Annotated in this window: 18 protein-coding genes and 1 other annotated feature; of the genes, 5 read left to right on the forward strand and 13 right to left on the reverse strand. The window is 53.3% G+C overall.

The window, feature by feature from the left end:
• Positions 1-20 precede the first annotated feature (20 nt).
• The 10 genes from BLP91_RS04125 to hemA form a co-directional block, all read right to left on the reverse strand.
• Entirely contained in the window at positions 21-2,675 is a 2,655-nt protein-coding gene (locus BLP91_RS04125) for a valine--tRNA ligase (RefSeq protein WP_091566956.1), read from the reverse strand.
• 46 nt (positions 2,676-2,721) lie between these two features.
• Positions 2,722-2,944, reverse strand: a binding site (T-box leader).
• A 453-nt stretch (positions 2,945-3,397) separates the two neighbouring features.
• Positions 3,398-4,474: a phosphotransferase gene (locus tag BLP91_RS04130; protein WP_176757806.1), complete on the reverse strand. Its 1,077-nt coding sequence runs from the start codon at positions 4,472-4,474 to the stop codon at positions 3,398-3,400.
• 88 nt (positions 4,475-4,562) lie between these two features.
• A complete protein-coding gene (locus BLP91_RS04135) occupies positions 4,563-5,900 on the reverse strand; it encodes a LysM peptidoglycan-binding domain-containing protein (RefSeq protein WP_143003454.1) in 1,338 nt (445 codons plus the stop codon).
• 217 nt (positions 5,901-6,117) lie between these two features.
• Positions 6,118-7,407 carry a glutamate-1-semialdehyde 2,1-aminomutase gene (hemL, locus tag BLP91_RS04140; RefSeq protein WP_176757807.1) on the reverse strand — a complete coding sequence of 430 codons (1,290 nt, stop codon included), beginning with the start codon at positions 7,405-7,407 and terminating at the stop codon, positions 6,118-6,120.
• Between the two features lie 14 nt (positions 7,408-7,421).
• Positions 7,422-7,754 carry a hypothetical protein gene (locus BLP91_RS04145; protein ID WP_143003455.1) on the reverse strand — a complete coding sequence of 111 codons (333 nt, stop codon included), beginning with the start codon at positions 7,752-7,754 and terminating at the stop codon, positions 7,422-7,424.
• A 49-nt stretch (positions 7,755-7,803) separates the two neighbouring features.
• A complete protein-coding gene (hemB, locus tag BLP91_RS04150) occupies positions 7,804-8,781 on the reverse strand; it encodes a porphobilinogen synthase (RefSeq protein ID WP_091566965.1) in 978 nt (325 codons plus the stop codon).
• A gap of 3 nt (positions 8,782-8,784) precedes the next feature.
• Complete coding sequence (locus BLP91_RS04155) at positions 8,785-10,278, reverse strand: bifunctional uroporphyrinogen-III C-methyltransferase/uroporphyrinogen-III synthase (protein WP_091566968.1); 1,494 nt, start codon at positions 10,276-10,278, stop codon at positions 8,785-8,787.
• On the reverse strand, positions 10,275-11,204 hold the full coding sequence (hemC, locus tag BLP91_RS04160) for a hydroxymethylbilane synthase (protein ID WP_091566970.1): 930 nt from the start codon (positions 11,202-11,204) through the stop codon (positions 10,275-10,277). Before hemC ends, BLP91_RS04155 begins: the two co-directional genes overlap by 4 nt.
• Before the next feature lie 87 nt (positions 11,205-11,291).
• Complete coding sequence (locus tag BLP91_RS04165) at positions 11,292-12,110, reverse strand: cytochrome C assembly family protein (protein ID WP_176757808.1); 819 nt, start codon at positions 12,108-12,110, stop codon at positions 11,292-11,294.
• Between the two features lie 17 nt (positions 12,111-12,127).
• A complete protein-coding gene (gene hemA, locus BLP91_RS04170) occupies positions 12,128-13,501 on the reverse strand; it encodes a glutamyl-tRNA reductase (protein WP_091566974.1) in 1,374 nt (457 codons plus the stop codon).
• A 222-nt stretch (positions 13,502-13,723) separates the two neighbouring features.
• Here hemA and BLP91_RS04175 point away from each other — a divergent pair, with 222 nt between their 5' ends.
• The 3 genes from BLP91_RS04175 to BLP91_RS04185 are packed head-to-tail and all read left to right on the forward strand — an operon-like array spanning position 13,724 to position 16,359.
• Positions 13,724-14,731: an ABC transporter substrate-binding protein gene (locus tag BLP91_RS04175; RefSeq protein ID WP_143003458.1), complete on the forward strand. Its 1,008-nt coding sequence runs from the start codon at positions 13,724-13,726 to the stop codon at positions 14,729-14,731.
• Between the two features lie 31 nt (positions 14,732-14,762).
• A complete protein-coding gene (locus BLP91_RS04180) occupies positions 14,763-15,545 on the forward strand; it encodes an ABC transporter ATP-binding protein (protein ID WP_091567082.1) in 783 nt (260 codons plus the stop codon).
• Entirely contained in the window at positions 15,526-16,359 is an 834-nt protein-coding gene (locus BLP91_RS04185) for an ABC transporter permease (protein WP_091566978.1), read from the forward strand. The genes BLP91_RS04180 and BLP91_RS04185 overlap by 20 nt, the downstream gene beginning before the upstream one ends.
• 50 nt (positions 16,360-16,409) lie before the next feature.
• Here the strand turns inward: BLP91_RS04185 and BLP91_RS04190 are convergent, their stop codons facing one another.
• On the reverse strand, positions 16,410-17,060 hold the full coding sequence (locus tag BLP91_RS04190) for a response regulator (protein ID WP_091566980.1): 651 nt from the start codon (positions 17,058-17,060) through the stop codon (positions 16,410-16,412).
• Positions 17,050-18,909 carry a GAF domain-containing sensor histidine kinase gene (locus BLP91_RS04195; protein ID WP_091566982.1) on the reverse strand — a complete coding sequence of 620 codons (1,860 nt, stop codon included), beginning with the start codon at positions 18,907-18,909 and terminating at the stop codon, positions 17,050-17,052. Before BLP91_RS04195 ends, BLP91_RS04190 begins: the two co-directional genes overlap by 11 nt.
• A gap of 310 nt (positions 18,910-19,219) precedes the next feature.
• Here BLP91_RS04195 and BLP91_RS04200 point away from each other — a divergent pair, with 310 nt between their 5' ends.
• Entirely contained in the window at positions 19,220-20,155 is a 936-nt protein-coding gene (locus BLP91_RS04200) for a DMT family transporter (RefSeq protein WP_091566984.1), read from the forward strand.
• A complete protein-coding gene (locus BLP91_RS04205) occupies positions 20,128-20,607 on the forward strand; it encodes a hypothetical protein (protein ID WP_091566986.1) in 480 nt (159 codons plus the stop codon). Before BLP91_RS04200 ends, BLP91_RS04205 begins: the two co-directional genes overlap by 28 nt.
• Before the next feature lie 518 nt (positions 20,608-21,125).
• Here the strand turns inward: BLP91_RS04205 and BLP91_RS04210 are convergent.
• Positions 21,126-22,229, reverse strand: coding sequence for a D-alanine--D-alanine ligase (locus tag BLP91_RS04210; RefSeq protein ID WP_091567083.1), 1,104 nt, complete (start codon positions 22,227-22,229; stop codon positions 21,126-21,128).
• Positions 22,230-22,235: the final 6 nt, after the last annotated feature.

A 22,235-nucleotide genomic window follows, 5' to 3' on the forward strand; every position in this document is an offset into this window, starting at 1 on the left:
CCAACGGGGATAAAACGGGATTATTCCCCTCTCAGTTCTTTGAGGCGGTTGACCACCTTCTCCCGCTTCTCCCGGTACTCCCGACCTTTTTGCCGTTCTTCCTCCACAACGTGGGCAGGCGCTTTGTTGACAAATCCCTCATTGGCCAGCTTCTTCTCCACCCGTTCCACTTCCTTATCCAACTTTTTCCGCTCCCCTTCCAACTTAGCGATCGTCTGTTCAATATCGATCACACCTTCCAAGGGGAGGAAAATTTCCGCGCCGGTCACCACCAGAGCCATCGCCCGTTCCGGACGGCGAAGCGACGGGTCCACCTCCAACCGATCCACTCCGCACAAGCGACGAATCGCTGCCTCGTTGTTCCGGAAGGCAGGCACGGCTTCCTCTCCCGCACGGATCAACAGATCCACCTGCTGTTTGGGCATAAGATCCATTTCCGCCCGGGTATTCCGAACCGCCCGAATCGTCTCGATCAAAATCTCCATTTCACCCACGGCTTCCGGCGCCTCAAAGCGGGATTGGCTCTGGGGCCAGGATGCCACCGTGATGCTATCCCCTTCCACGGGAAGATGTTGCCGGATTTCTTCCGTAATAAAGGGCATGAAGGGGTGAAGCAGGCGCAGGGACTGATCCAACACATAAGCCAACACGGATCGGGTGGAGTCTTTAGCAGCCTCATCATCACCGTATAGGGGAAGTTTGGCAAATTCGATATACCAATCGCACAACTCATCCCAGATGAAATGATACAGGGATTGTCCCGCGTCTCCGAAATCGTAGCGGTTGAGTCCCGCCGTCACCCGCTCCACCGTTTCATTCAAGCGATGCAAAATCCACCGGTCCGCGGTAGACAGGGGACCGTTCAAGGAAAGATCCTCCGCCTTGACTCCTTCCAGGTGCATCAAGGCAAAGCGGGATGCGTTCCAGATCTTATTGGCGAAATTGCGGGCAGCTTCCACACGTTCCCAGCGGAAACGGACGTCGTTCCCCGGGGTGACTCCAGTAGACAACATAAACCGGATGGCATCGGCCCCGTATTTCTCAATCACTTCCATCGGATCGACGCCGTTGCCCAGGGATTTGGACATCTTACGCCCCTCGGCATCACGCACCAAACCATGGATCAGCACATCCCGGAAAGGTTTGGTACCGGTAAATTCCAAACCGCTGAAGATCATTCGAGCCACCCAGAAGTAGATGATGTCGTAACCGGTTACCAGCACATCCGTCGGGTAGTAGCGCTTCAGGTCCTCCGTCTCTTCCGGCCAACCCATAGTGGAGAAAGGCCACAAACCAGAGCTGAACCAGGTGTCCAGCACATCTTCATCCTGATGAAGATGCTCTCCGCCGCATTTCGGGCAGTGATCGGGATCTTCCCTAGCGACAATCGTTTCACTGCAATCGGTGCAATACCACGCCGGGATCCGGTGCCCCCACCAGAGCTGTCGGGAAATGCACCAGTCGCGGATATTTTCAATCCAGTGGAGATAAATCTTTTCAAACCGCTCCGGCACAAATTGGACGCCTTCACCGGAACGGATATCCTGAATCGCCTTTTCGGCCAGCGGTTTCATTCGCACAAACCACTGCGTCGACAGATAGGGCTCCACCACCGCACCAGAACGTTCACTGTGACCAACAGAATGGGTATGCGCTTCGATTTCCGTCAATACCCCCGCTTCTTGAAGGTCATCGACAATCTTCTCCCGACATTGGAAACGGTCCAAGCCCTGGTAGGGACCGGCGTTTTCATTCATCGTACCCGTTTCGTCCATCACCAAGATTTGCGGCAGATCATGACGCAACCCGATTTCAAAGTCATTGGGATCGTGCGCCGGCGTGATTTTCACCGCACCGCTACCAAATTCGGCATCCACGTGTTCATCGGCTACAATCGGAATCTCCCGGTTGACCACCGGTAGGATCACCGTTTTTCCGACCAGATCCCGGTACCGATCATCCTCAGGATGAACAGCCACTCCGGTATCCCCCAACATCGTCTCCGGTCGGGTGGTGGCCACGCGAATCGATCCGCTACCGTCTTTCAAGGGATAGTTCATATGATACAGGTGCCCTTGCACCTCTTTGTGAATCACTTCGATGTCCGACAGGGCGGTCTGCGTAGCGGGATCCCAATTGATAATATATTTGCCCCGGTAGATCAGACCTTTTTGATACAAGCGGACAAAAACTTCCCGCACCGCTTGAGATAATCCTTCGTCCATCGTGAACCGTTCCCGGGAATAATCCAGGGAGAGGCCCAACTTTCTCCATTGATTTCGGATAATCTGAGCGTAATGCTCTTTCCAGTCCCACACCTGTTCCAGAAATTTTTCCCGGCCGAGATCGTGGCGGCTCACCCCTTCCTCCCGCAGGCGAGCTTCCACCTTGGCCTGAGTAGCGATGCCCGCATGGTCCATCCCCGGGAGCCAAAGGGCATCATAACCCTCCATCCGCTTCCAGCGAACCAGGATGTCCTGCAAGATATTGTCCAAAGCATGCCCGATATGCAGATAACCGGTCACGTTTGGCGGCGGAATCACCACAGAGAAGGGTTTCTTCTCCGGATCTTTGCCCGCCTCAAAAAACCCTCCCTCAATCCAATAATCGTACCATTTGTCCTCTGCCCGTTTCGGGTCGTATGCGGTGGGCAGATTGGATGGTTGTTCAGCCAAAATGAGACCCCCTTTAATTCGGTCAAAATAAAAACCCCTTCATCCCCTAAAGGACGGAAGGAGTTGTTCCGCGGTACCACCTTTTTTCACCGGCGGCGTCGCACCGGTGCTCTCAATATCCGTAACGTGGATCGACGGTCCGCCTTACTCTTCTTCTGGCGGACAGCTCCAGGGTGACATTCGGCGAGGTTTCACCTGGAGGTCTTTCAGCCTGAGGACCTCCTCTCTGAAAGGCTCAGCCTGCCTACTCTCCCCTTCACAGCCGATATCGTTTGCTCATTCTCCAAGTATAACCTGTTCACAGGTCCTGCGTCAAATCTTCCCAACTCCATCACCAGGAAAGAGGAGTGATCCCATGGATTCACTCCCTTCAAACGTAGGGATATGCAGGAAAAAATGATTTCACATTCCGAAGGCCTGCTGCACACTTTCCCACATCAACTGTGGATTTGCGAGAAAGGCCAGCAACAAGACCGTGCTGAGGAGCATAAAACTGAGCGCTAAAATGATCAAAATTCCACGGTACATACTTCGTACAGTTGATTTCACCACGGCTAAGACAAAACCTCCTTTGCCTACCGTTATCTAAGGATTATTGTGCGCTTTTCCCGTCGACTTGTCCACCCTGTTTACTGTTTTTTTCATGAAAAGGCTCACCCTGAGGCTGTTATCTGTCAAAAAAAAAAGCCGGTGAAGACCGACAAATGGATAAGCGATTTCGATTATGGATGGCTTCTGGATGGTTTCTTTCTCGCAGCACGGACGCCGGCCACCGCGCGAGGGCTTTTTTGACTGCGATTGTTTTTCTCTGCTGTCCAGACTCGACGCACCCATTCCTGGAACAGGTGCAAACGATCGATTTCCCCCTCCAACTGGCGGACGGATGCAGATTCCGACACGGTCGGCCGTGGTTGGTAATAAGCAGAAAGAGCTCGCATCACCGACTCCGGATAGGAAAGATGGAGGGCCAGCAAGCGCTGTTCTTTCTCTTTGAGGGGATTCTGCTTTTGATATATATCCAACAGAGAGAAGGGATCGACAACCTCCTCACTGTCAAAGGGAAGGAACCGGCGCAAAAACATAGCGATATCGATGACTGGACTCCCCACCCCGCCGTGGTCGAAATCGATCCAACGCCACCCGCTTTTCCCCACCAACAGATTATGAGGATGGAGACGCCCATGAATCAAAGCCGTTCTCGGTGCGGGTCTCCCTTCCACTTTTTCCAGCCCTTGCACCGAAAAGTTGATAGCCTTTTCAATTTCATCAATATAAGATAGAAACGTCTTCTCAAAGGGGGAGACAAATTCTCGGGAAACGGCAATCTCATGCCATTCCTTCAACCGGTCCACCGCACTTCTCTTCTTCTCCAAGGGATCAGTCCTCAGGTGTGGACCTGTTTCCTTTTCTCCCTTGACCAAAGGTTCGGTCACTTGATGAAATCGGGCCAAGCCCTGGATCAGATCCTCAGGGCGAACCTCATCTCCCTTTTCCGCCGCTTGACCATACCAGGGCAGAGCATACCAACAGCCTTCTCCCTCTTGAACCACCCGAGCGCCGTTTTTGGTCGCCACCCGGGGCAAAAAGTAAGGAAGTTCCGTCTCGTCCAATTGGTCGAAAACCCGGTCCAGAAAAGCTAAGTGCTCCGGATCGGCCGATGTTTTTTTCAGGGCAAACACCCCATCACCGGTCTCCACCCGAACAACCCCCCGTATATATCGCACTTGTCGGGGGGACCAGCCGTAAGCTTGAAACACTCGCGGCAACACGGGACCGTCCCGGTTGGGTTCCAATTTCAAAGACTGTCCCTCCTCTGTTTTTTCACAAAAGGGCCACTGCCCAAAAAGTGCCAAAGAGTGGGCCGGCAGCGGCCACGTTATCATGGATTTATTTATTTTCCGTGGGAATATAAACGATCTGACCCTCCTCCAACACGTGGGACTCCAGCTGGTTCATGGTTATGATTTTCGTCGCGGGCACCTCATACCGCTCCGCCAGCGAATCGATGGAATCCTCTTCGTGCACAATCACCATTTTTAACTTCGTGAAGGATTCCTCTTCCTCCCGAAGCATCCATTTGATCCAATCCAGCCCGGCCTCCGTCGTCTTCTCCTCTTGCTCTTCCACAGCGGTGGCGTCTTCTTCCGGAATCCCTTCCGTTTCCTCCGGAGCCGATTCGACTCTATCTTCTGCTCCAAAACGCTTTTCTTCACCGTTCAAATCTTGAAAATCAAATTCTCCATCATGGGGGCTCCGTAAAAATTGGTCTGTGAGCTGATGATCCTCGCGATCACGGATTGGAGGAGCCGGCTTAAACACGATGGTTTTTTCCTGCTCCTCCGGAGCTTCAGTCGCGTCCTTATCCACAGACGGTTCCTCTTCCTCTGACAACTCTTTCTCTGTCGCTTGCGGTTCACCCGAGGCTTCTTGCGAATCCCCGTCGTCAGCCGCATCCACTTCCTCAAAAGCCCATTTCTCTTTATCGGCTTCATCGCCCGCTGCTGTGTTCGGGCCGCTTTCCTCTTCCGTTTCCTCTTTTGGTTCCTCTTCTTCGTCGCTGGATACTGCTTTAACCTCACCCAGCGGATCGTTTCGGGCCACATGGACAAACTGGTACTCCTCCTGTGGCGGTTTCAAGTCTTCGACTGTTGTAATGATCTCCTCCTCATCGTCGACCGTCTCTTCGCTTTCTTCACTTCCTTCTGAATCCCCGATTTCCATACGGCCGGATTCCGGCACGGAGAAGGTGGCCATCCGGTCGACCACTTCATATTCCGACTCTTCTTTTTTCTGTTCTTCCTCCCGCAAGCCATCAATGGTCAGCACCGCTTCAATCTGAAGTTCGAAGGGCGAAAGCACCTGGTAATCGAAAGAGTCGATCTCAGAGGAAATCCGATCCGCATCCACTCGATCCGCCGGTAGTGTAATTTCTACCGGAATCACGTACGCAATCTCTTCCACCTTCGATTGTCGTCGCTGCTGTTTGAAGGCTGCCTCGTTATCTTCCTCCTCTCCACCAGGTGATGGCTCCTCTTCCTGCGATCCCACGTATTCCCCATTCAGACGGAGATATCCGTGGATCTTCAGGTGAGTCCCCTGATCTTCAATTTCGACATCTGGATACAAGTCCAGACTAAGCAGATTGCCAATTCCCTCCTGATGGGGATGCAATCGGACCGTCTCCAGTATGTCAAACCGAAGTTGGCTGTGGTTGCTCTCCGTCACCAAAATCCCCCCTCCTGTACATCACCGCCGCGAAAACCAGCGACCGCCGGCACGAATGGTACGCGCCGGGAAGCCACAGGTTGACGACTGTACTGTAACTATATGCACTTCTCCGACGGATATACTTGTGCCCCGTCCATGCCCTATATAGGGATACAGGGAGAAAACAGAAAAAAGCCGCCGGATGAGTTCCGGCAGCTATGACACATTTTCAACGTTACAGTTCTTGAAGGGCGCGACGGTTGGCTTCCAGCGTCCGATCGATATCTTCCTCTGAATGGGCAGTGGAGACGAACATCCCTTCAAACTGGGAGGGAGCGATGGAGATCCCCTGTTCCATCATGTTTCGGAAGTAACGGGCAAACCGTTCCGTATCCGCCGTCTGCGCCTGTTCAAAGGAAGTAACTTTTTCTCCAGTGAAGAAGAGGCAAATCATCGAACCGACCCGGTTAATATGATGGGGAATCCCGGCTTCTTCCGCATTTTGGGCCATCCCCTCCGCCAGACGGGCCGCACGTTCTTCCAACTGCTCATAAGCCCCTGGTTTACCCATTTCCGACAGGGTGGCGTAACCAGCAGCCATGGCGAGGGGGTTTCCGGACAGGGTACCGGCTTGATAGACGGGACCTTCGGGAGCCACCCATTCCATGATCTCCCGCCGCCCGCCGTAAGCACCCACGGGCATGCCTCCTCCGATCACTTTGCCCAACGTGGTCAAATCCGGATCGATCCCATACCGTCCTTGGGCGGAGTGATAATCGACACGGAAGCCGGTCATCACCTCGTCAAAAATAAGCAGAGAACCGTAATGATGGGTTAAGCGGCGAAGCCCCTCCAGGAATCCAGGTTCGGGGGGAACGACACCCATGTTGCCAGCCACAGGCTCCACAATCACACCAGCAATATCGTGACCAAACTTCTGGAAGGCGACCCGGGCGCTGTCCAGATCATTATACGGCACTGTCAACGTATGTTGGCCCGTGTTTTCCAGGACACCCGGACTGTCAGGAAGGCCGAGGGTGGCCACACCGGATCCGGCTTTGATCAGGAGACTGTCGGAATGTCCGTGATAACAGCCCTCAAACTTCAGGATCTTGTTCCGTTTGGTATAGGCCCGCGCCAGGCGCAGGGCGCTCATGGTCGCCTCTGTACCGGAGTTGACCATGCGGACCACATCCAAAGACGGAACCCTTTCTGTCACCAACCGGGCCAATTTCGTCTCGATTTCGGTGGGGGTGCCAAAACTGGTCCCCATTGCCGCAGCCTGTTGCACAGCCTCCACCACAGCCGGGTGGGCATGCCCCAGGATCAACGGACCCCAAGAACAGATATAATCGATGTATTTGTTGCCATCCTGATCGAAGATGCGGGAACCTTTGCCCCGCTCAATAAAAACCGGTGACAAATCTACGTTTTTAAATGCCCGCACGGGACTGTTTACCCCGCCGGCGATATATCGTTTCGCCTCTTCAAAACTGGCTGCCGATTTTTCATAGCTTCGAGCCAACGAGATCCACTCCTTTATAAGGATTCAAACCCTTCCAAAAAACCGATTCCGGAGAAGGTGGCCCGGGCTCGGGGACCGACAGCCACCCGGCAAATGTCAGCCTCCCCCCAGAGCCGATGTCCCCCTCCAGTTATCATCTCCAGGATGACCCTCTGACGACGGTTATAGTAATGATGCTCCAAGACATCCATCCCGTCGGCATCGACCCCGATCACTTCCACCGACCAGCTTTTCAGGTTCGATGGACCTGGCATCTCCAACCGGATCCAACCGCTCTCAAAGGACAATGCGCGGGAATAGCCGTCTATCACCGCCCAGAGTCCACCTAGAGCGTACGTGTCAGACAACCTTGGTCTCCTCCGCGCAACCCCGGTGCGATCATTCCCGTCCTTTCCCTCATACGTCCTCCGCCAACCAACGGGCGGCATCTTTGGCATGATAGGTCAGGATGAGATCCGCACCGGCCCGCTTCATTCCCGTCAACATTTCCAGCACGACGCCGCGCTCATCGATCCAACCCCGCTCCGCCGCCGCTTTCACCATGGCGTATTCCCCGCTGACATTGTAGGCGGCAACGGGTAGATCAAAACGGTCCCGCACCTGACGAATGATATCCATATAAGCCAGCCCCGGTTTCACCATCAGCATATCCGCTCCCTCATCCACGTCGGAGGATGCTTCGCGCAAGGCCTCTCTCGCATTAGCCGGATCCATCTGATAAGTGCGCCGATCCCCAAACTGCGGGCTGGAATGGGCCGCATCCCGGAAAGGACCATAAAAGGCGGAGGCATATTTGATGGCGTAAGAGAGGATCGGAACGTGTACAAACCCGGCTTCATCCAAGGCTTGACGGAAGGCCGTCACAAATCCGTCCATCATATTGGAGGGGGCGATCATATCGGCACCCGCTTTGGCTTGTGACACCGCCGTCTGGGCCAGAATACGGAGAGATTCATCGTTGACGATCTCCCCATTTTCCACCACTCCGCAGTGACCGTGATCGGTAAATTGACAGAGGCAGGTGTCCGCCATCACATAGAGGTCCGGATGGCGTTCTTTCACCTGCCGGATCGCCTGTTGTACGATCCCGTCTTCTGCATAGGCCGAGCTGCCGCAGGCATCCTTCTCTTCCGGTACACCGAATAGAATAATGGAACCGATGCCTAACTCGGCAACCTGGTCCACTTCCTCATGCAACCGATCGAGAGAATAATGGAAGACACCCGGCATCGAAGGGACCTCCTCCTTGATGCCGCTTCCCTCAACGGCAAAGATCGGATAGATAAAATCAGCGGGGGATACGTGGTTTTCCCGCACCATTCGACGAATAGCCGAATTTTGTCTCAGGCGGCGATGACGTTTAAAGGATTGCATCCATCATTCCTCCTCGTATCGTAAAGGATGTCCCGGCAGACGGGTCACCGCATCGATCAGTCCATCAATGGTATACGTATCGGCAACTGCATCCACCCGAATTCCCGCATCACGGGCCGTATCCGCAGTGATCGGGCCGATACAAGCAACCTGCGCCCTCTTGACGAGAGACTCCCAGCGCGGCTCTACCGCGCGCAGGGCTTTCACGAAATAGCGCACCGTAGAGGAGCTGGTGAAGGTGAGCACGTTCAGTTTCCCTTGGCGCAACAGTTCCGCTATTCGTCGGGCTCCCTGTTGAGCGGGAACCGTACGGTACCCATCCACATCCGTCACCTGACAACCAAACTGCTCCAACTTCCGGGCTAAAATTTTGCGGGCGATATCCGCCCGGGGAAGCAACACCCGTTCCCCTGGTGTCACCAAGGGACGGAGGGTTTCCGCTAAGGCTTCGGCGCGGTATTCCTGCGGCAGCACTTCCACCCGCAGCCCCATCCATTCCAATGCACGTGCGGTTTTCGGTCCGATCGCCGCCAACCGCGCCTGGTGCATACGACGGACGTCCAAGCCCAGCCGATTCAGGTGGCGGAAGAAATGGTTCACCCCGTTGACGCTGGTAAAAATCACCCATTGATATTGCTCCAGCTGATTCAAAGCGGCATCCAGCGCTTCCAACTGCTCTGGCGGACGGATTTCGATCGCGGGGATCTCCACTGTCTCCCCCCCCAACTCACGCACTTTCCGCGCCATGGATTCACTCTGTTCGTGGGCTCGGGTGATCAAAACACGGCGTCCGAACAACGGTTTCTGTTCATACCAGGCCAATCGCTGCCGAGACTGGACCGCTTCACCCAAGATCATCCATCCTGCCCCCCGGTTCTGGGCGAAAGCGGGGAAGCTGTGGAGGGATCCGATCCAAACCTGTTGTTCCACCTGGGTCCCCGATTCCACCCAGGCGACGGGTGTCTCCCCATCCACCCCGGCGGCCAAGAGCTGTTCCGCCGCGTGGGGAGCCTCCTTGCCCTGAAGAGACAGGATTCGTGTCCCGTGAAAACCGGCAAATGCTTGCCACTCCCCCATTTCCATATCCCGATATCTACGGACCATCCACCCGGAGGAGATCCCGATCCCCGCATAGACCGCGGTCGCTGTTTCATCGGGAATACCGGGCACCGGCTCTATCCTTGCCCCTTTACCGGCCAACTGCTCCGCTTCCCATAGCGAACCCGGGTTTAAAAAAGGATCACCGGGAACGAGGCGAACCGCCTGCTCCCCCTTGGAAAAAGCTTGCCATAAGGCTTCCACTGCGTCTCGGGAACCTGCCTCCGCCGCCAGGTGAATCGTGGCGGAAGGGAGATGTTGCAACAGGGCAGGAGGAACAGCCGGATCATAAACGAGAAGCTCCGCTCGTTGCAGCGCATCCCGGCCTTTCACTGACACCAGGTCGGGATCCCCTGGTCCGGCGCCGATCAAATAAACCGGCTTATTACCCTTCGTCATTGTTCTGCCTCATCCCTCACTTCATCCAACAGTTTTCCCGCCCCTTTTTTCATTAAGTCATCTGCCAAATATTGACCGCAAACAGTAGCATCCTCGTGTTGTCCTTCCCCTTCGATCACTTGAGTACCGGTGGGATGGGCCACAAGACCGCGCAGGCGAACCTGGTTTTCCTCCAGGGTGGCGAAGCCTGCAATCGGCAGATGGCAGCCTCCGTCAAATGCGTGGAGAAAGGCCCGTTCCGCAGTAACCGTCCGCTCCACCCCGGGATCGTTGATCGACTGCAAAACATCCAATATCTCTTTATCGTCCGCCCGGCACTGGATTGCCAGCGCTCCCTGCCCCACGGATGGCAGCATCACGTCTTCGGACAAAACCTCTGTCACTTTATCTTGCCAGCCCATCCGTTGAATACCGGCATAGGCGAGAACAATCGCGTCAAACTGCCCATCCATCAGTTTTTTGTAACGGGTGTTCAGATTGCCGCGCACCGGTTCCACCTGCAGGTCCGGACGGCGGGCCAATACCTGAGCTTGACGTCGGAGACTGCTCGTCCCGACCCGTGCCTTTTCCGGAAGCTCGTCCAAGGTTTTTCCCTCCCGGGAGACCAAGCAATCCCAGGGACTTTCACGCTCCGTGACAGCACCCATGACCAGTCCTTCCGGCATGTCCGCAGGCATATCTTTCATGCTGTGCACCGCGAGGTCGATCCGCCCATCGAGGAGAGCCTGCTCAATCTCTTTAACGAATAGTCCTTTGCCCCCCACTTTGGACAGGGTCACATTCAATATCTGATCCCCTCGGGTGACGATCTTTTCCTGCTTCAGTTCCCACTGGTCTGGTAAATGTTCTTTCAGCCGATCCATCACCCACTGGGTTTGGATGACGGCCAGCTCGCTTCGTCTGGTGCCCACGGTCACAGTTCGCATGGGTTCTCCCCCTTTAAGTTGACATGATGTTTTCATATTCCCAAAAAGCGCCCGCGGCTATAGCGGGCGGAGTGATACTACCGGCGGTTACAACCATTGATGAAAGGAAAGCCCCGCATTGGAGATGATGTAGTTTACCACAATGGTCGCAAAGGAGAGCAAACTCCACCAAGCGAGGCGTTGACCGTTCCAGCCCCTGACCACTCGTTGGTAAAGATAAACACCATATGCCACCAGGACGAGGAAGGAGCCGAAGATTTTGGGATCATACCAGAAGCCCCCTTCCACCTTTTCATGGGCCCAGATCAAGCCTAGTACCAAGGCCAGCATCAACAGAGGTACACCGATCATATTGAGCCGGTAGGCAAACAGTTGAAGCGTTCCTAAACTAGGTAATCTTCTAAGCGTCCAGTTCCACCTTTTCCGCTTCAACAGGTAATTCCCGATCAGATAAAGTGCCGCGCATACCGTGGATAAGGAAAACAGCACATAGGCAAAAAAGGCCATGATGGCATGGATAAATACCAGCTCCGACAGCAACGGCTCCGTCAGTGGTGAACTTTCTGTGGGAGCGATGAACAGATGAGAGGCCAAAAAGGCGAAACCCAATAGATTACCGGCAAAAACAATAAAATCCATTCGGTAAAGGCGTTTGATCACCAGTGTGACGGTCACCAGCGCCCAGGAATAAAAGAGGAGTGAATCGTTACCGGCGAGGGCGGGATATTGATCGAAAACCTTCCATGAGAAAAAAACCGTTTGCAAAATCCAAACGGCCACCAAAAAGAGAAGCCCCAACCGACGCCCCTGCCGATTGGGTTGCACAAGGTCGGAAAAAACGAATAAAAGGCTCAATGCATACAGGGAAATGATAAAGTCGTAAAGCAGACGCTCATCACCAAGCACAGGGCCTCCTCCTTCCGTCAAGAACGGATGGAAACCTCGCCGGCAACCGTCGCCGCATGAAATGACCGGCTGGCAGTTGCTTTCTTGTCTTCCCTTTTCGCCGTTTCTTCCTGTTCCAGTTCCTGAAGGGTGTCCTCCAGGGCGAAAAGATGGACAAACATCTCCAAAGCTTGATCCTGCTCCTTCGTCGCCGCTAACTCCTTGATTCGGGTCACGGGATCACGGAGCATCTGGTTGATGATACTCTTGGTATGCTTCCGCAAGACTCGCTTCTCCCGTTCCGTCAGATCCGGCAATTTCCGCTCGATGCTGTTCATCGTCTCCTGCTGGATATCGGTCGCTTTTTTGCGGAGAGCCGTGATCAACGGAACCACACCCAGTGTGTTGATCCACTCGCGGAATTGGCCCACCGCTTCACCGATCATCTGCTCAGCCTTTGTTGCTTCCCGCTGACGCAGATCCCTATTGGCCTCCACGATTCCATTGAGGTCATCGATATCATACAGAAACACATTGTCCAAATCGTGAATCTGCGGATCGATATCCCTCGGAACGGCAATATCGATCAAAAACAGCGGAGTAAGCCGCTTTCCTACCGCCTGTTTCACCTCATCCCGCTGGATGACGGCCTTCGGGGCACCGGTGGAGCTGACCACAATATCGGCCTCACTCAGGGATTCCGTCAGGCGGGAGATGGAACGTGCTTCACCACCGAACCGATCGGCCACTTCCTCTGCCTTTTCATAGGTCCGGTTCAGCACGATCACTCGGTCCGCTCCGGCCTCATGAATATGTTTGGCCGTCAGTTCTCCAGTCTCCCCGGCGCCCAGAAGAAGAACCGTTTTGCCAGAAAAGGTGCTGAACATCTTTTTGCCCAGTTCCACCGCAGCATAGCTGACGGAAACGGCATGTTGGCCGATCTCTGTTTCCGAATGAATGCGTTTCCCCAGGGTGACCGTTTCTTTAAAGAGACGGTTAAATATCGTCCCTGTGGTCTTTTGTTCCTGTGCAGCTTGGAAGGCATCCTTTACCTGTCCGAGAATCTGAGTCTCACCCAGCACCATAGAATCCAACCCGCCGGTCACCCGCATCAGATGACGAACCGCCTCATCCTCTTCTTTCACGTACAAATGGTCGACAAATTCTTCCTTAGACATGTTAAATTCCTGTTCCATAAATGCCTTGGAGTAATAGCGGCCCGTATGGGGCTGGTCACTCACCACATACAACTCCAATCGGTTGCAGGTGCTGAGGATCACACATTCCATAATGCTCTTCATATTGGACAGCCGTTGGAGAGAACGGTTCAGGGTTTCAGGAGGGACTGTCATCCGTTCCCGCAGTTCAATTGGTGCCGTTTTATGATTAAATCCTGTCACAATGATATGCAATCGTCTCACCTCAATCTACCCGGCCTATTCGATGTGCCGGACATCCCCCGTAGACAGGCTGACCCCTTCGGTTCTTATGGAACCATAGCTACATTCATTCATCCCCCATTATAGCACAGGCTATTCTTTCTTGAAGGACGATGGTTGTGAACAGATTTTGAAGCGGAGGCATAGGATACATCAGCCCAATTTGATTTTCGAGGGGGAAGGGGAATGCACCGGATCAAAAGAGTAATGGCCATCTTGTTGATCCTGAGTCTAGCGATGCTGTCAGCGGCCTGCGGTTCTAACGACCGTTCCGGAAGCGGGCTCGATACGGTACGTGTGATGGAAGTGACCCGCTCTATTTTTTACGCTCCGCAATACGTAGCCATCCATAAAGGCTTCTTCAAAGAAGAAGGCATTGACATCGACCTTTCCAACGGTTTTGGCGGCGATAAAACGATGACAGCGCTGTTGTCCGGCGATGTGGACATCGTACTTGTCGGTGCGGAGACCGGCGTCTATGTAACGGCTCGCGGCGCCCAAAACCCGGTAGTAGGTTTTGCCCAGGTAACCCAAAGAGATGGCAGCTTTCTCATTTCGCGAAAACCGGTGGATGATTTTGAGTGGCAGGATCTTAAAGGAAAACAGCTGCTGGGACAACGCAAAGGCGGCATGCCGGAGATGGTGAGTGAACACGTCCAGCGAAAAAATGGGTTAACCCCCCACAAAGATGTGAAGATCATCCAAAACGTGGACTACAAAAACTTAGGCGGAGCCTTCCTCTCCGGCACGGGCGATTACGCTCAGCTGTTTGAACCCCTCGCCTCCAAAATCGAACAACAAGGCAAAGGCTACGTGGTGGCCTCCTTTGGTGAAGATAGCGGTAAACTGCCTTACACGGTCTATCTGAGCCGTAAAGGATATATCGACGAAAACCAAGAGTTGTTTGAACGCTTTACGCGTGCCCTCTATAAAGCTCAGATCTGGGTGAGAACTCATTCCACGGAAGAAATCGCCGATGCGATTCAGCCTTCCTTTCCAGATACCAAACAGGATACTTTGGTCAAGGTGATCAACCGCTTCAAATCCCATGACACTTGGGCCACCAATCCGGTCATTGACCGGGAGGAGTATGAAAATATGCTTCAAGTGATGAAGGAGGCTGATGAACTGCCCGGTAAGGTTCCCTATGAAAAAGTGATCCGTACTGATATCGCCGAAAAGGTGATCCAATCATCCAAATAACCCCGGGTAGGGGAAGGAAGGGGTGACCCTGATGGACACCTATGCCATCGAAGCGGATAGCGTCACCAAAGTTTATTTGAACCGACAGGATGAAGTGCACGCATTAAAACCAATCTCCTTCCGGATCCATCCGGGAGAATTTGTCAGTCTGGTCGGCCCCAGCGGGTGTGGGAAAAGCACCGTCTTATCCCTGATGGCGGGTTTGATCCGCCCATCTTCCGGATGTTTACGTATTTTTGGAAAAGAAGTGACAGCTCCCTCTAATCGGGTCAGTTATATGCTCCAACAGGACTGCTTGTTGGATTGGCGCACAGTGGAAGATAACATCACCCTAGGCCTGGAGTTTAGGGGGAGGAAAAATCGACAAACTTCCCATGATGCGCGCCAGCTGTTGGAGCTGCTGGGACTTCGACACACGTTGAAGTTGTTTCCGTCTCAGCTTTCCGGAGGGATGCGACAGCGGGTTGCTCTTGTCCGAACCTTGGCCGTTGAACCAGATCTCCTATTACTGGATGAACCTTTTTCCGCAGTCGATTATCAAACTAAACTTCACTTGGAAAAATTATTGACTGACGGACTGAAAATAAGAGAGATGACCGCACTACTCGTCACCCACGATTTGGAGGAGGCCTTGTCCCTGTCGGATCGCATACTGGTGATGGGAGGCCAGCCAGGGGAGATCCGCCGAACGTTGGAGGTGCCTGAAGAGCTGCGATCCGCCGATCCCTTGACCGCCCGTGGGATGCCCTCCTTCCGCCCGCTGTTCAACGAATTGTGGAAGGAGATGGAGAGTCATGATAAAACCGTTGACTAGATGGCTCACCAGAGGGGCACAGTCGGAGATTCACGCTGACTACTTACGGCGTCACCGGTTGAGGGATTGGGGAGTCGGCATCGCCCGGGCGGCCATCCTGATTTTGTTTGTTGCTGGCTGGGAAGTGAGCGCCCGACAAGGGTGGATTGACCCTTTTCTATTCAGCAGCCCCACCCGAGTCTGGGAGCTATTTCTTGAGATGACCGCCAAAGGAGAGCTATTTCACCATATTGGGATCACTGTATCCGAGACCGTGCTAGGGTTTATCCTTGGTACTGCAGCAGGAACCGCTTTGGCCACCTTGATCTGGGCCTCTCCTTTCCTCTCAAGGGTGTTAGACCCCTATCTGGTCATTTTAAACAGCTTGCCTAAAGTAGCCCTCGGCCCATTGTTCATCGTCACTATCGGAGCCGGCTTCGGCTCCATCCTGGCGATGGGGGTCGCTATTACGGTCATTATCACCACACTGGTCATGTACAACAGTTTCCAGGGAGTAGACCCGGATTATCTGCGACTGGCCCGTGCCTTTGGCGCCAACCGGTTCCAACTCTTTTCCCGGATTATCTTCCCAGCCAGTATACCGGACTTGATCGCTGCCCTCAAAGTGAATGTGGGCCTCTCCTGGGTCGGAGTGATCGTCGGCGAATTCCTCGTATCCAAAAACGGGCTGGGCTACCTGATCATCTACGGTTTTCAAGTATTCAACCTCACCTTGGTCATGATGAGTCTGTTGATTGTGGCTGTCCTCGCTACCTTGATGTACGATATGGTCTCCCGGATGGAAAAACGTCTGCTCCGCCACCGCAACACATAAAAACAACCGGACGGGAAGGCCCGTCCGGTTGGGTGTTTTAGTAGCCCGAATCAGTCCAACAACACCAATTCGTGTTGAATGGCGTGAATAATCGCTTGGGATCGGCTTTTTACCCGAAGCTTTTTCAGAATGTTACTGACATGGATTTTGACGGTTTTATCACTGATAAACAATTGCTCCGCAATTTCCTTGTTGGACAACCCCTTCACCATCAGGTTGAGCACATCCAGCTCCCGCGGCGTGAGTGAATCTTCGCTGCTCCCGCGATCCGTTTTTTTCCCGCCGCTGATATTGTCCAACAGTTTCCGAGCCATGATCGGATGGAGCGTCGACTCGCCCCGATAAGTAGAGCGGATCGCCTCAATAACATCGCCGGAGGGAGCATCCTTTAACAGATATCCCGTCGCCCCGGCCCGGATCGACTCATACAGGTATTCATCCCGATCAAACATCGTCAACACCAACACGGCGACCTTGGTATTTTTGGACCGGATGCGCCGAATCGCCTCTACTCCGCTCATTCCCGGCATGTTGATATCCATCAGCACCACATCAGGATTTAGCTCATCAATCATCTGCAAAGCTTCTGCTCCACTGTTCGCCTGCCCGACGACCTCCATGTCCTCCTCCAGGCTGATGATATTGGACAACCCGTCCCGCAACACCGCATGGTCGTCCACCAAGATTACATTAATGGGCATGGACAGCCGCCTCCTCCTCTTCTCCAATCGGTATGGTCAAAATCACCCGTGTCCCTTTTCCTTCTTCGCTGTCAAATTGCAGGGCCGAGCCCAGTTTCTGGGCCCGTTCACTCATGCCGACAATCCCATAGCGTTTTTGCGCTTCCGCCTTGTGTACCGCTTTGGCCAGGGAGAAGCCCACTCCGTCATCCTCCACGGTTAAACAGACATGATCACTAGAAAAGGCCAGTTGGACCCGAACGTTTTCAGCTTTGGCGTGTTTGGCCGCGTTGGACAGCGCTTCATGACAGACCATATAAATCGTTTCTTCAACCTCCGATGTCAGAGGGAACCGTTCTCCCTTCTGCTCAAAGATCCCATCTGCCCCCGTCTCGTTTTCAAAAGCTTCCACCCGGCGACGCAAGGCCGGGATTAACCCGATTTTAGCGGCGGGGGAAGGTCGGAGGGCTGTGATGGAATGGCGCACTTCTTTCAAACCGTCACGCAGTTTGAGACGGCTTTCTTCCAGCCATTCCCGCACCTTTTCCGGTTGAGAATCAAAGATTTTTAATGAAGAATCTACCTTCATCAATACACCGGCAAAAGATTGGGCGATTCCGTCATGGATTTCCCGAGCGAGTCTGTTCCTTTCTTCAGCCACGACCCGCCGTTCTCTTTCCTCCAGCAGCCTGGCGTTTTTAATCGCCACCACTGATTGGCTAGCCAAGACTTGGAGAAAGGTGAGATCTGCATCATCGAAGGCACGCTCTTCCGTCTTACCCAGGGTGATTACACCCAGCACTTCCCCTTCCATGATCAGCGGAACGGATAGGAGCGAACGCAGCTCTTCAGCTGCTTCTAGATCTCCGTGACAACGCGGATCATCCTTCGTGTTATGTACCATGGCTGGAACGCCATGAGCGGCTACCCAACCGCTGATTCCGTGATTCAGGGGAAGGCTTCTCTCTTTTAATTCCACGGGGACGTCCCCCGCTATCACCGCCGGATGCAGGCGGCCGTTTTTCATGAGATGGAAAAAACCGAAGCTGTATGGAATCACCTTGGACAGCGGAAGCAGCGTCTTTTCCATCACCTTCCGAAGGTCCAGGTTTTTGTTGATATCGCTAGCGAGTAGGAGCAAAATCTTCAATTTGTGTTCTTTCCTCGCCAGTTTGACGATCACGTGGGACAAAACAGCAAATGCCGCCAAGGGGGCGTAGAAAAACAGAAAGGCCAACGGATCTGTCTCCCTACCCACATGCAGCATCCCGTAATAAGCGAGGCAATAAATCAGAGATAAGACGGCCCCGCCTGTCTCCAGTTTCCAGTTTGCCAACCAGAGCCTCGACCAACGCGGGCGAGCACGCAGATATTCCACACCATCCCGAATCCCTTTGCTAACCAGCTCATAGACGAGAACACATCCCGTGAGAGCGAGAAACGGTAGGCCAATCCCGCCTTGATTGATCCAAGTGATGCCGATCGTGGCTAAAAATAACTGGACCCCGTACAAGCCGATGATGGTATAACCGGTACGGAATGCGGCCCGATAAAGGGAATGCTTCTTGCTCCAGGTCACCGTCAGCACAATCACTGTATAGACAACCCCTGCCAATCCCGGTGAAAACATGGAAGAGAGGGTGAACAGAAAGGGAAAGTGAACCGTTACCCTCCCTTCATGGCCGGGGAAAGGAAAAAACTCCGTAAACATCAGCAGGGCTGACAGCGTGATCAGATGAAGCAGGCTCCAGCCGGTGCCAGGATCTTTCAGGAGGGTAAAAAGGGATAGAAACCAAGCAAAAAAGACAACAGACCAACGACTCGTCCGTTCCAACCAATTCTGCCATTTCATTTTCATCCATACCGCCATTCTTTTTCAAACTCTTAAAATACTGTTTAGATTATGTAAAGCATTCTCCTTCTTCCTTCCTGCTGGAACGTGAAGCAGTCCCAACCTCCTTTCCGACAAGTTACCTGTTCCCTTCGGCGACCGCCTGCAGCAGTGACTATAAGCGGCACAAGGTTGCGAGGGAACCTGCGCTCGTCTTATTTAATCTTAACATAATTTTACCATAGTTATTAAGACAAAGACCATGATGACGGGGGTTTCAATACTTATTTCCGGCTAAATTGTGTTACTATGAAGTTTAGTCCGATCATTTACATAAGAGGGGATTCGCATGAACCATCACAGGATCCGGGCAGATGGGGCGCTCCTGATGATCGCCTTTGTTTGGGGAGCCACTTTTGTTCTCGTCCAGGGTGCGATTGAAATTTTGCCGCCCTTCGCTTTTCTAACCGTCCGATTTGGGTTGGCTGCCCTGCTTTTGTGGCTGTACCTTCTGTGGCAGAAGGATCATCGGAAAGCTTTTCAGCCCAGGTACTTATCTGCAGGCATATTTCTGGGGCTGTGGTTGTTTGTCGGATTTGCCTTTCAAACCTTTAGCCTGCTGTATACCACCTCCGGCAAGTCCGGTTTCCTCACGGGTCTTTCAGTCGCCTTGATCCCCGTTTTCAGTTTTTTCATCTCGGGAATTCGACCGGGAATCAACGCCTGGATCGGCGTTGGATTGGCCGTCGCCGGTCTATATCTTTTAGCCCTGGCCGATTTTTCCCAGGTGAATCTCGGAGATATATTGGCCACCATTTGTGCAGTGGGATTTGCGTTTCAAGTGGCCTACACCGCCAAGTACGCCCCCTGGGCGGAGGCTATGCCCTTGGTGACGGTTCAAGTCACCTTCGTGGCGGTAGCCAGCCTGATCCTGTCCGTGTTGTTTGAGCCCTGGAGCCGGTTAATGACCACCCAAACTTGGGCACAGCCAGGAGTTTGGGTGGCTGTGTGGGTTACCTCCCTATTTGCCACGGTATTGGCTTATGTCGGACAAACCCATTTTCAGCGTTTTACCAGCCCGACACGGGTAGCGCTCATCTTTTCGATGGAACCGGTCTTCGCGGCATTAACCGACTACTGGTGGCTGGATACCGCCATTACCGGATGGCGTTTGGTGGGATGCGCCTTGATCTTGACCGGAATGATCATTGCCGAACTCCCCTCCAAATTTTATCAAAACCAGAGAGAGGGAACCACATGCGAGCAAAAACCTTCGGAATATTAATCGCCTTGACCGGTGTGCTGTTGCTGCTCCGGGAGCTGGGTTACTCTTTGACCCAAAACCTGGCCACATGGGAATTCCTACTGATTCTTACCGGTGTTTTTATCATCTTACATGCCATGCGCAAGCCTAATCACCCCTATATGATGATCTGGGGGGGAATTGCCGTGGGACTCGGCCTTCACGCCTGGGGACTCAACCACCTGGAATGGTGGCCCAGCCATTGGAGTTTGGTCCCCGCTATCATCGGGGCCGCCTTCCTGATCTGCGGAGGAATCATCAAAAAAAACCGGAGACACGGCACCATCGGAACCTTGCTCTTGTGTATGGGAATCTTCGCATGGCCCGGTATTCACCAGATCCCGGGTATCGGTCCTTTTGCGGTCTGGCTGAACACATACTGGCCGGGTCTTCTAATCATTCTGGGACTGATGCTGGTTTTCCGAAAGAAATAGCGCCAAGTTGTTGGAAACGGTGGCCTTTTTGTCTCTCACAGAAATCTTACCTTCTTTTGCTAGAGAGAATGCGGAAAAGCTTGTTTCAACACCTGACCCTATCGTCGTCCTCAAGAGAGAGAAGGCTAAAGATATTATTCTAAATTCACCTGAGTTTTCTAAGCTAGAGACCGCGTGTCCGTATGTCTCATAGTACAGTTAAATGAAACTCTTCCTTAATCCTAATGTGAAAGCCCTAAAGAAAACCCCACTAATTAGCGGAAATAAGTAGCCGTTAGGATACTTCCCCACAATTCGAAAGGTGGTGTTTACGACAACACTGTATGAACTCGGATAAATGCTCGAGTCATGGTCGGGAGCCATGGCCAATTTCATTATGATTGGCTTTTCTGCTCGCCCGACTGAAGAAGTTCGATCATCACAAGGACAACCGGACTTCGAAATCCTGGACTGTTGCACCCGTTTTTTTACCAAACGTCATTCACTGAAAAACCCCGCGTCCTCACGCGGGGGTTTCATTATTCCGATCCAAACCGGGTCGTCGATTTCTTTTTCTCATGATATCGCTCCAGGGCCAGCTCAATCAGACGAGAAATCAGCTCCGAGTAGGAGAGACCCTCATGTTTCCACAGGTTGGCATACATACTGTATGGAGTAAAGCCCGGCATCGTGTTGATTTCGTTAATCAGAACCTGGCCATCTGCATGCCGGACGAAAAAGTCCACTCGAGCCAATCCGCTGCAGTCAATGGCGCGAAAAGCCTCGATCGCCAAACGGCGGATCTCCGCTGCCGTTTCCAGCGGTAGATCGGCAGGGATGCGCATCTCCGATTTTCCATCCAGATATTTGGCCCGGTAATCATAGAAGTCATTGGAAGAGACAATCTCCCCGGGGACCGATGCCTGGGGTTGGTCATTGCCGAGGACCGCCACTTCCACTTCCCGAGCAGCGACAAACTCCTCGACGATCACCTTCCGGTCATACTTGGCCGCCAATCGCAAAGCGGCTTTCAATGCGTTCCGATTCCCTGCTTTGGAAATGCCGACACTGGATCCGAGATTGGCCGGTTTTACGAAACAGGGGTAAGGAAATAATGACTCGATGTTTGCCACGACCGAATCAATTGCCTCCTCGATCTGCGAGCGGAGAAAAGAAGTAAAGTCACCCTGGGACAAGCCTTCGGCGGCGAACACCTTTTTCATCATCACTTTATCCATGCCGACACTGGAGGCGAGAACTCCTGCACCCACATAGGGGATATCGACGATCTCCAACATTCCCTGCACCGTTCCGTCTTCACCGAAGGTTCCGTGGAGAACAGGAAAGACGACATCGATCTCATCCAGCTTCAGTGCCGGGAGACGGGTGGTGGCAGGAAGGTGGTCATCGTCCGTTATACTTTCTCCCAACTGTGTGAACAAGCGCGGCTCCAGTTTGCCCTCCAGTGCAGAGAGAGCCTGAGCTCCCTGTATCCAAGCCCCCTCCTGACTGATCAGTACGGGGAACACCTCGTATTTCTCGTGATCGATCGCTTGTATCACGGAGGCGGCGGAGGAAAGCGATACTTCGTGTTCTCCTGACTTGCCCCCGTATAGTACAGCTACGCGGGTTTTTGTCTCCATCTCTCC

This window comes from Melghirimyces thermohalophilus (genome assembly GCF_900102685.1).
Classification (GTDB): Bacteria; Bacillota; Bacilli; order Thermoactinomycetales; family DSM-45169; genus Melghirimyces; species Melghirimyces thermohalophilus.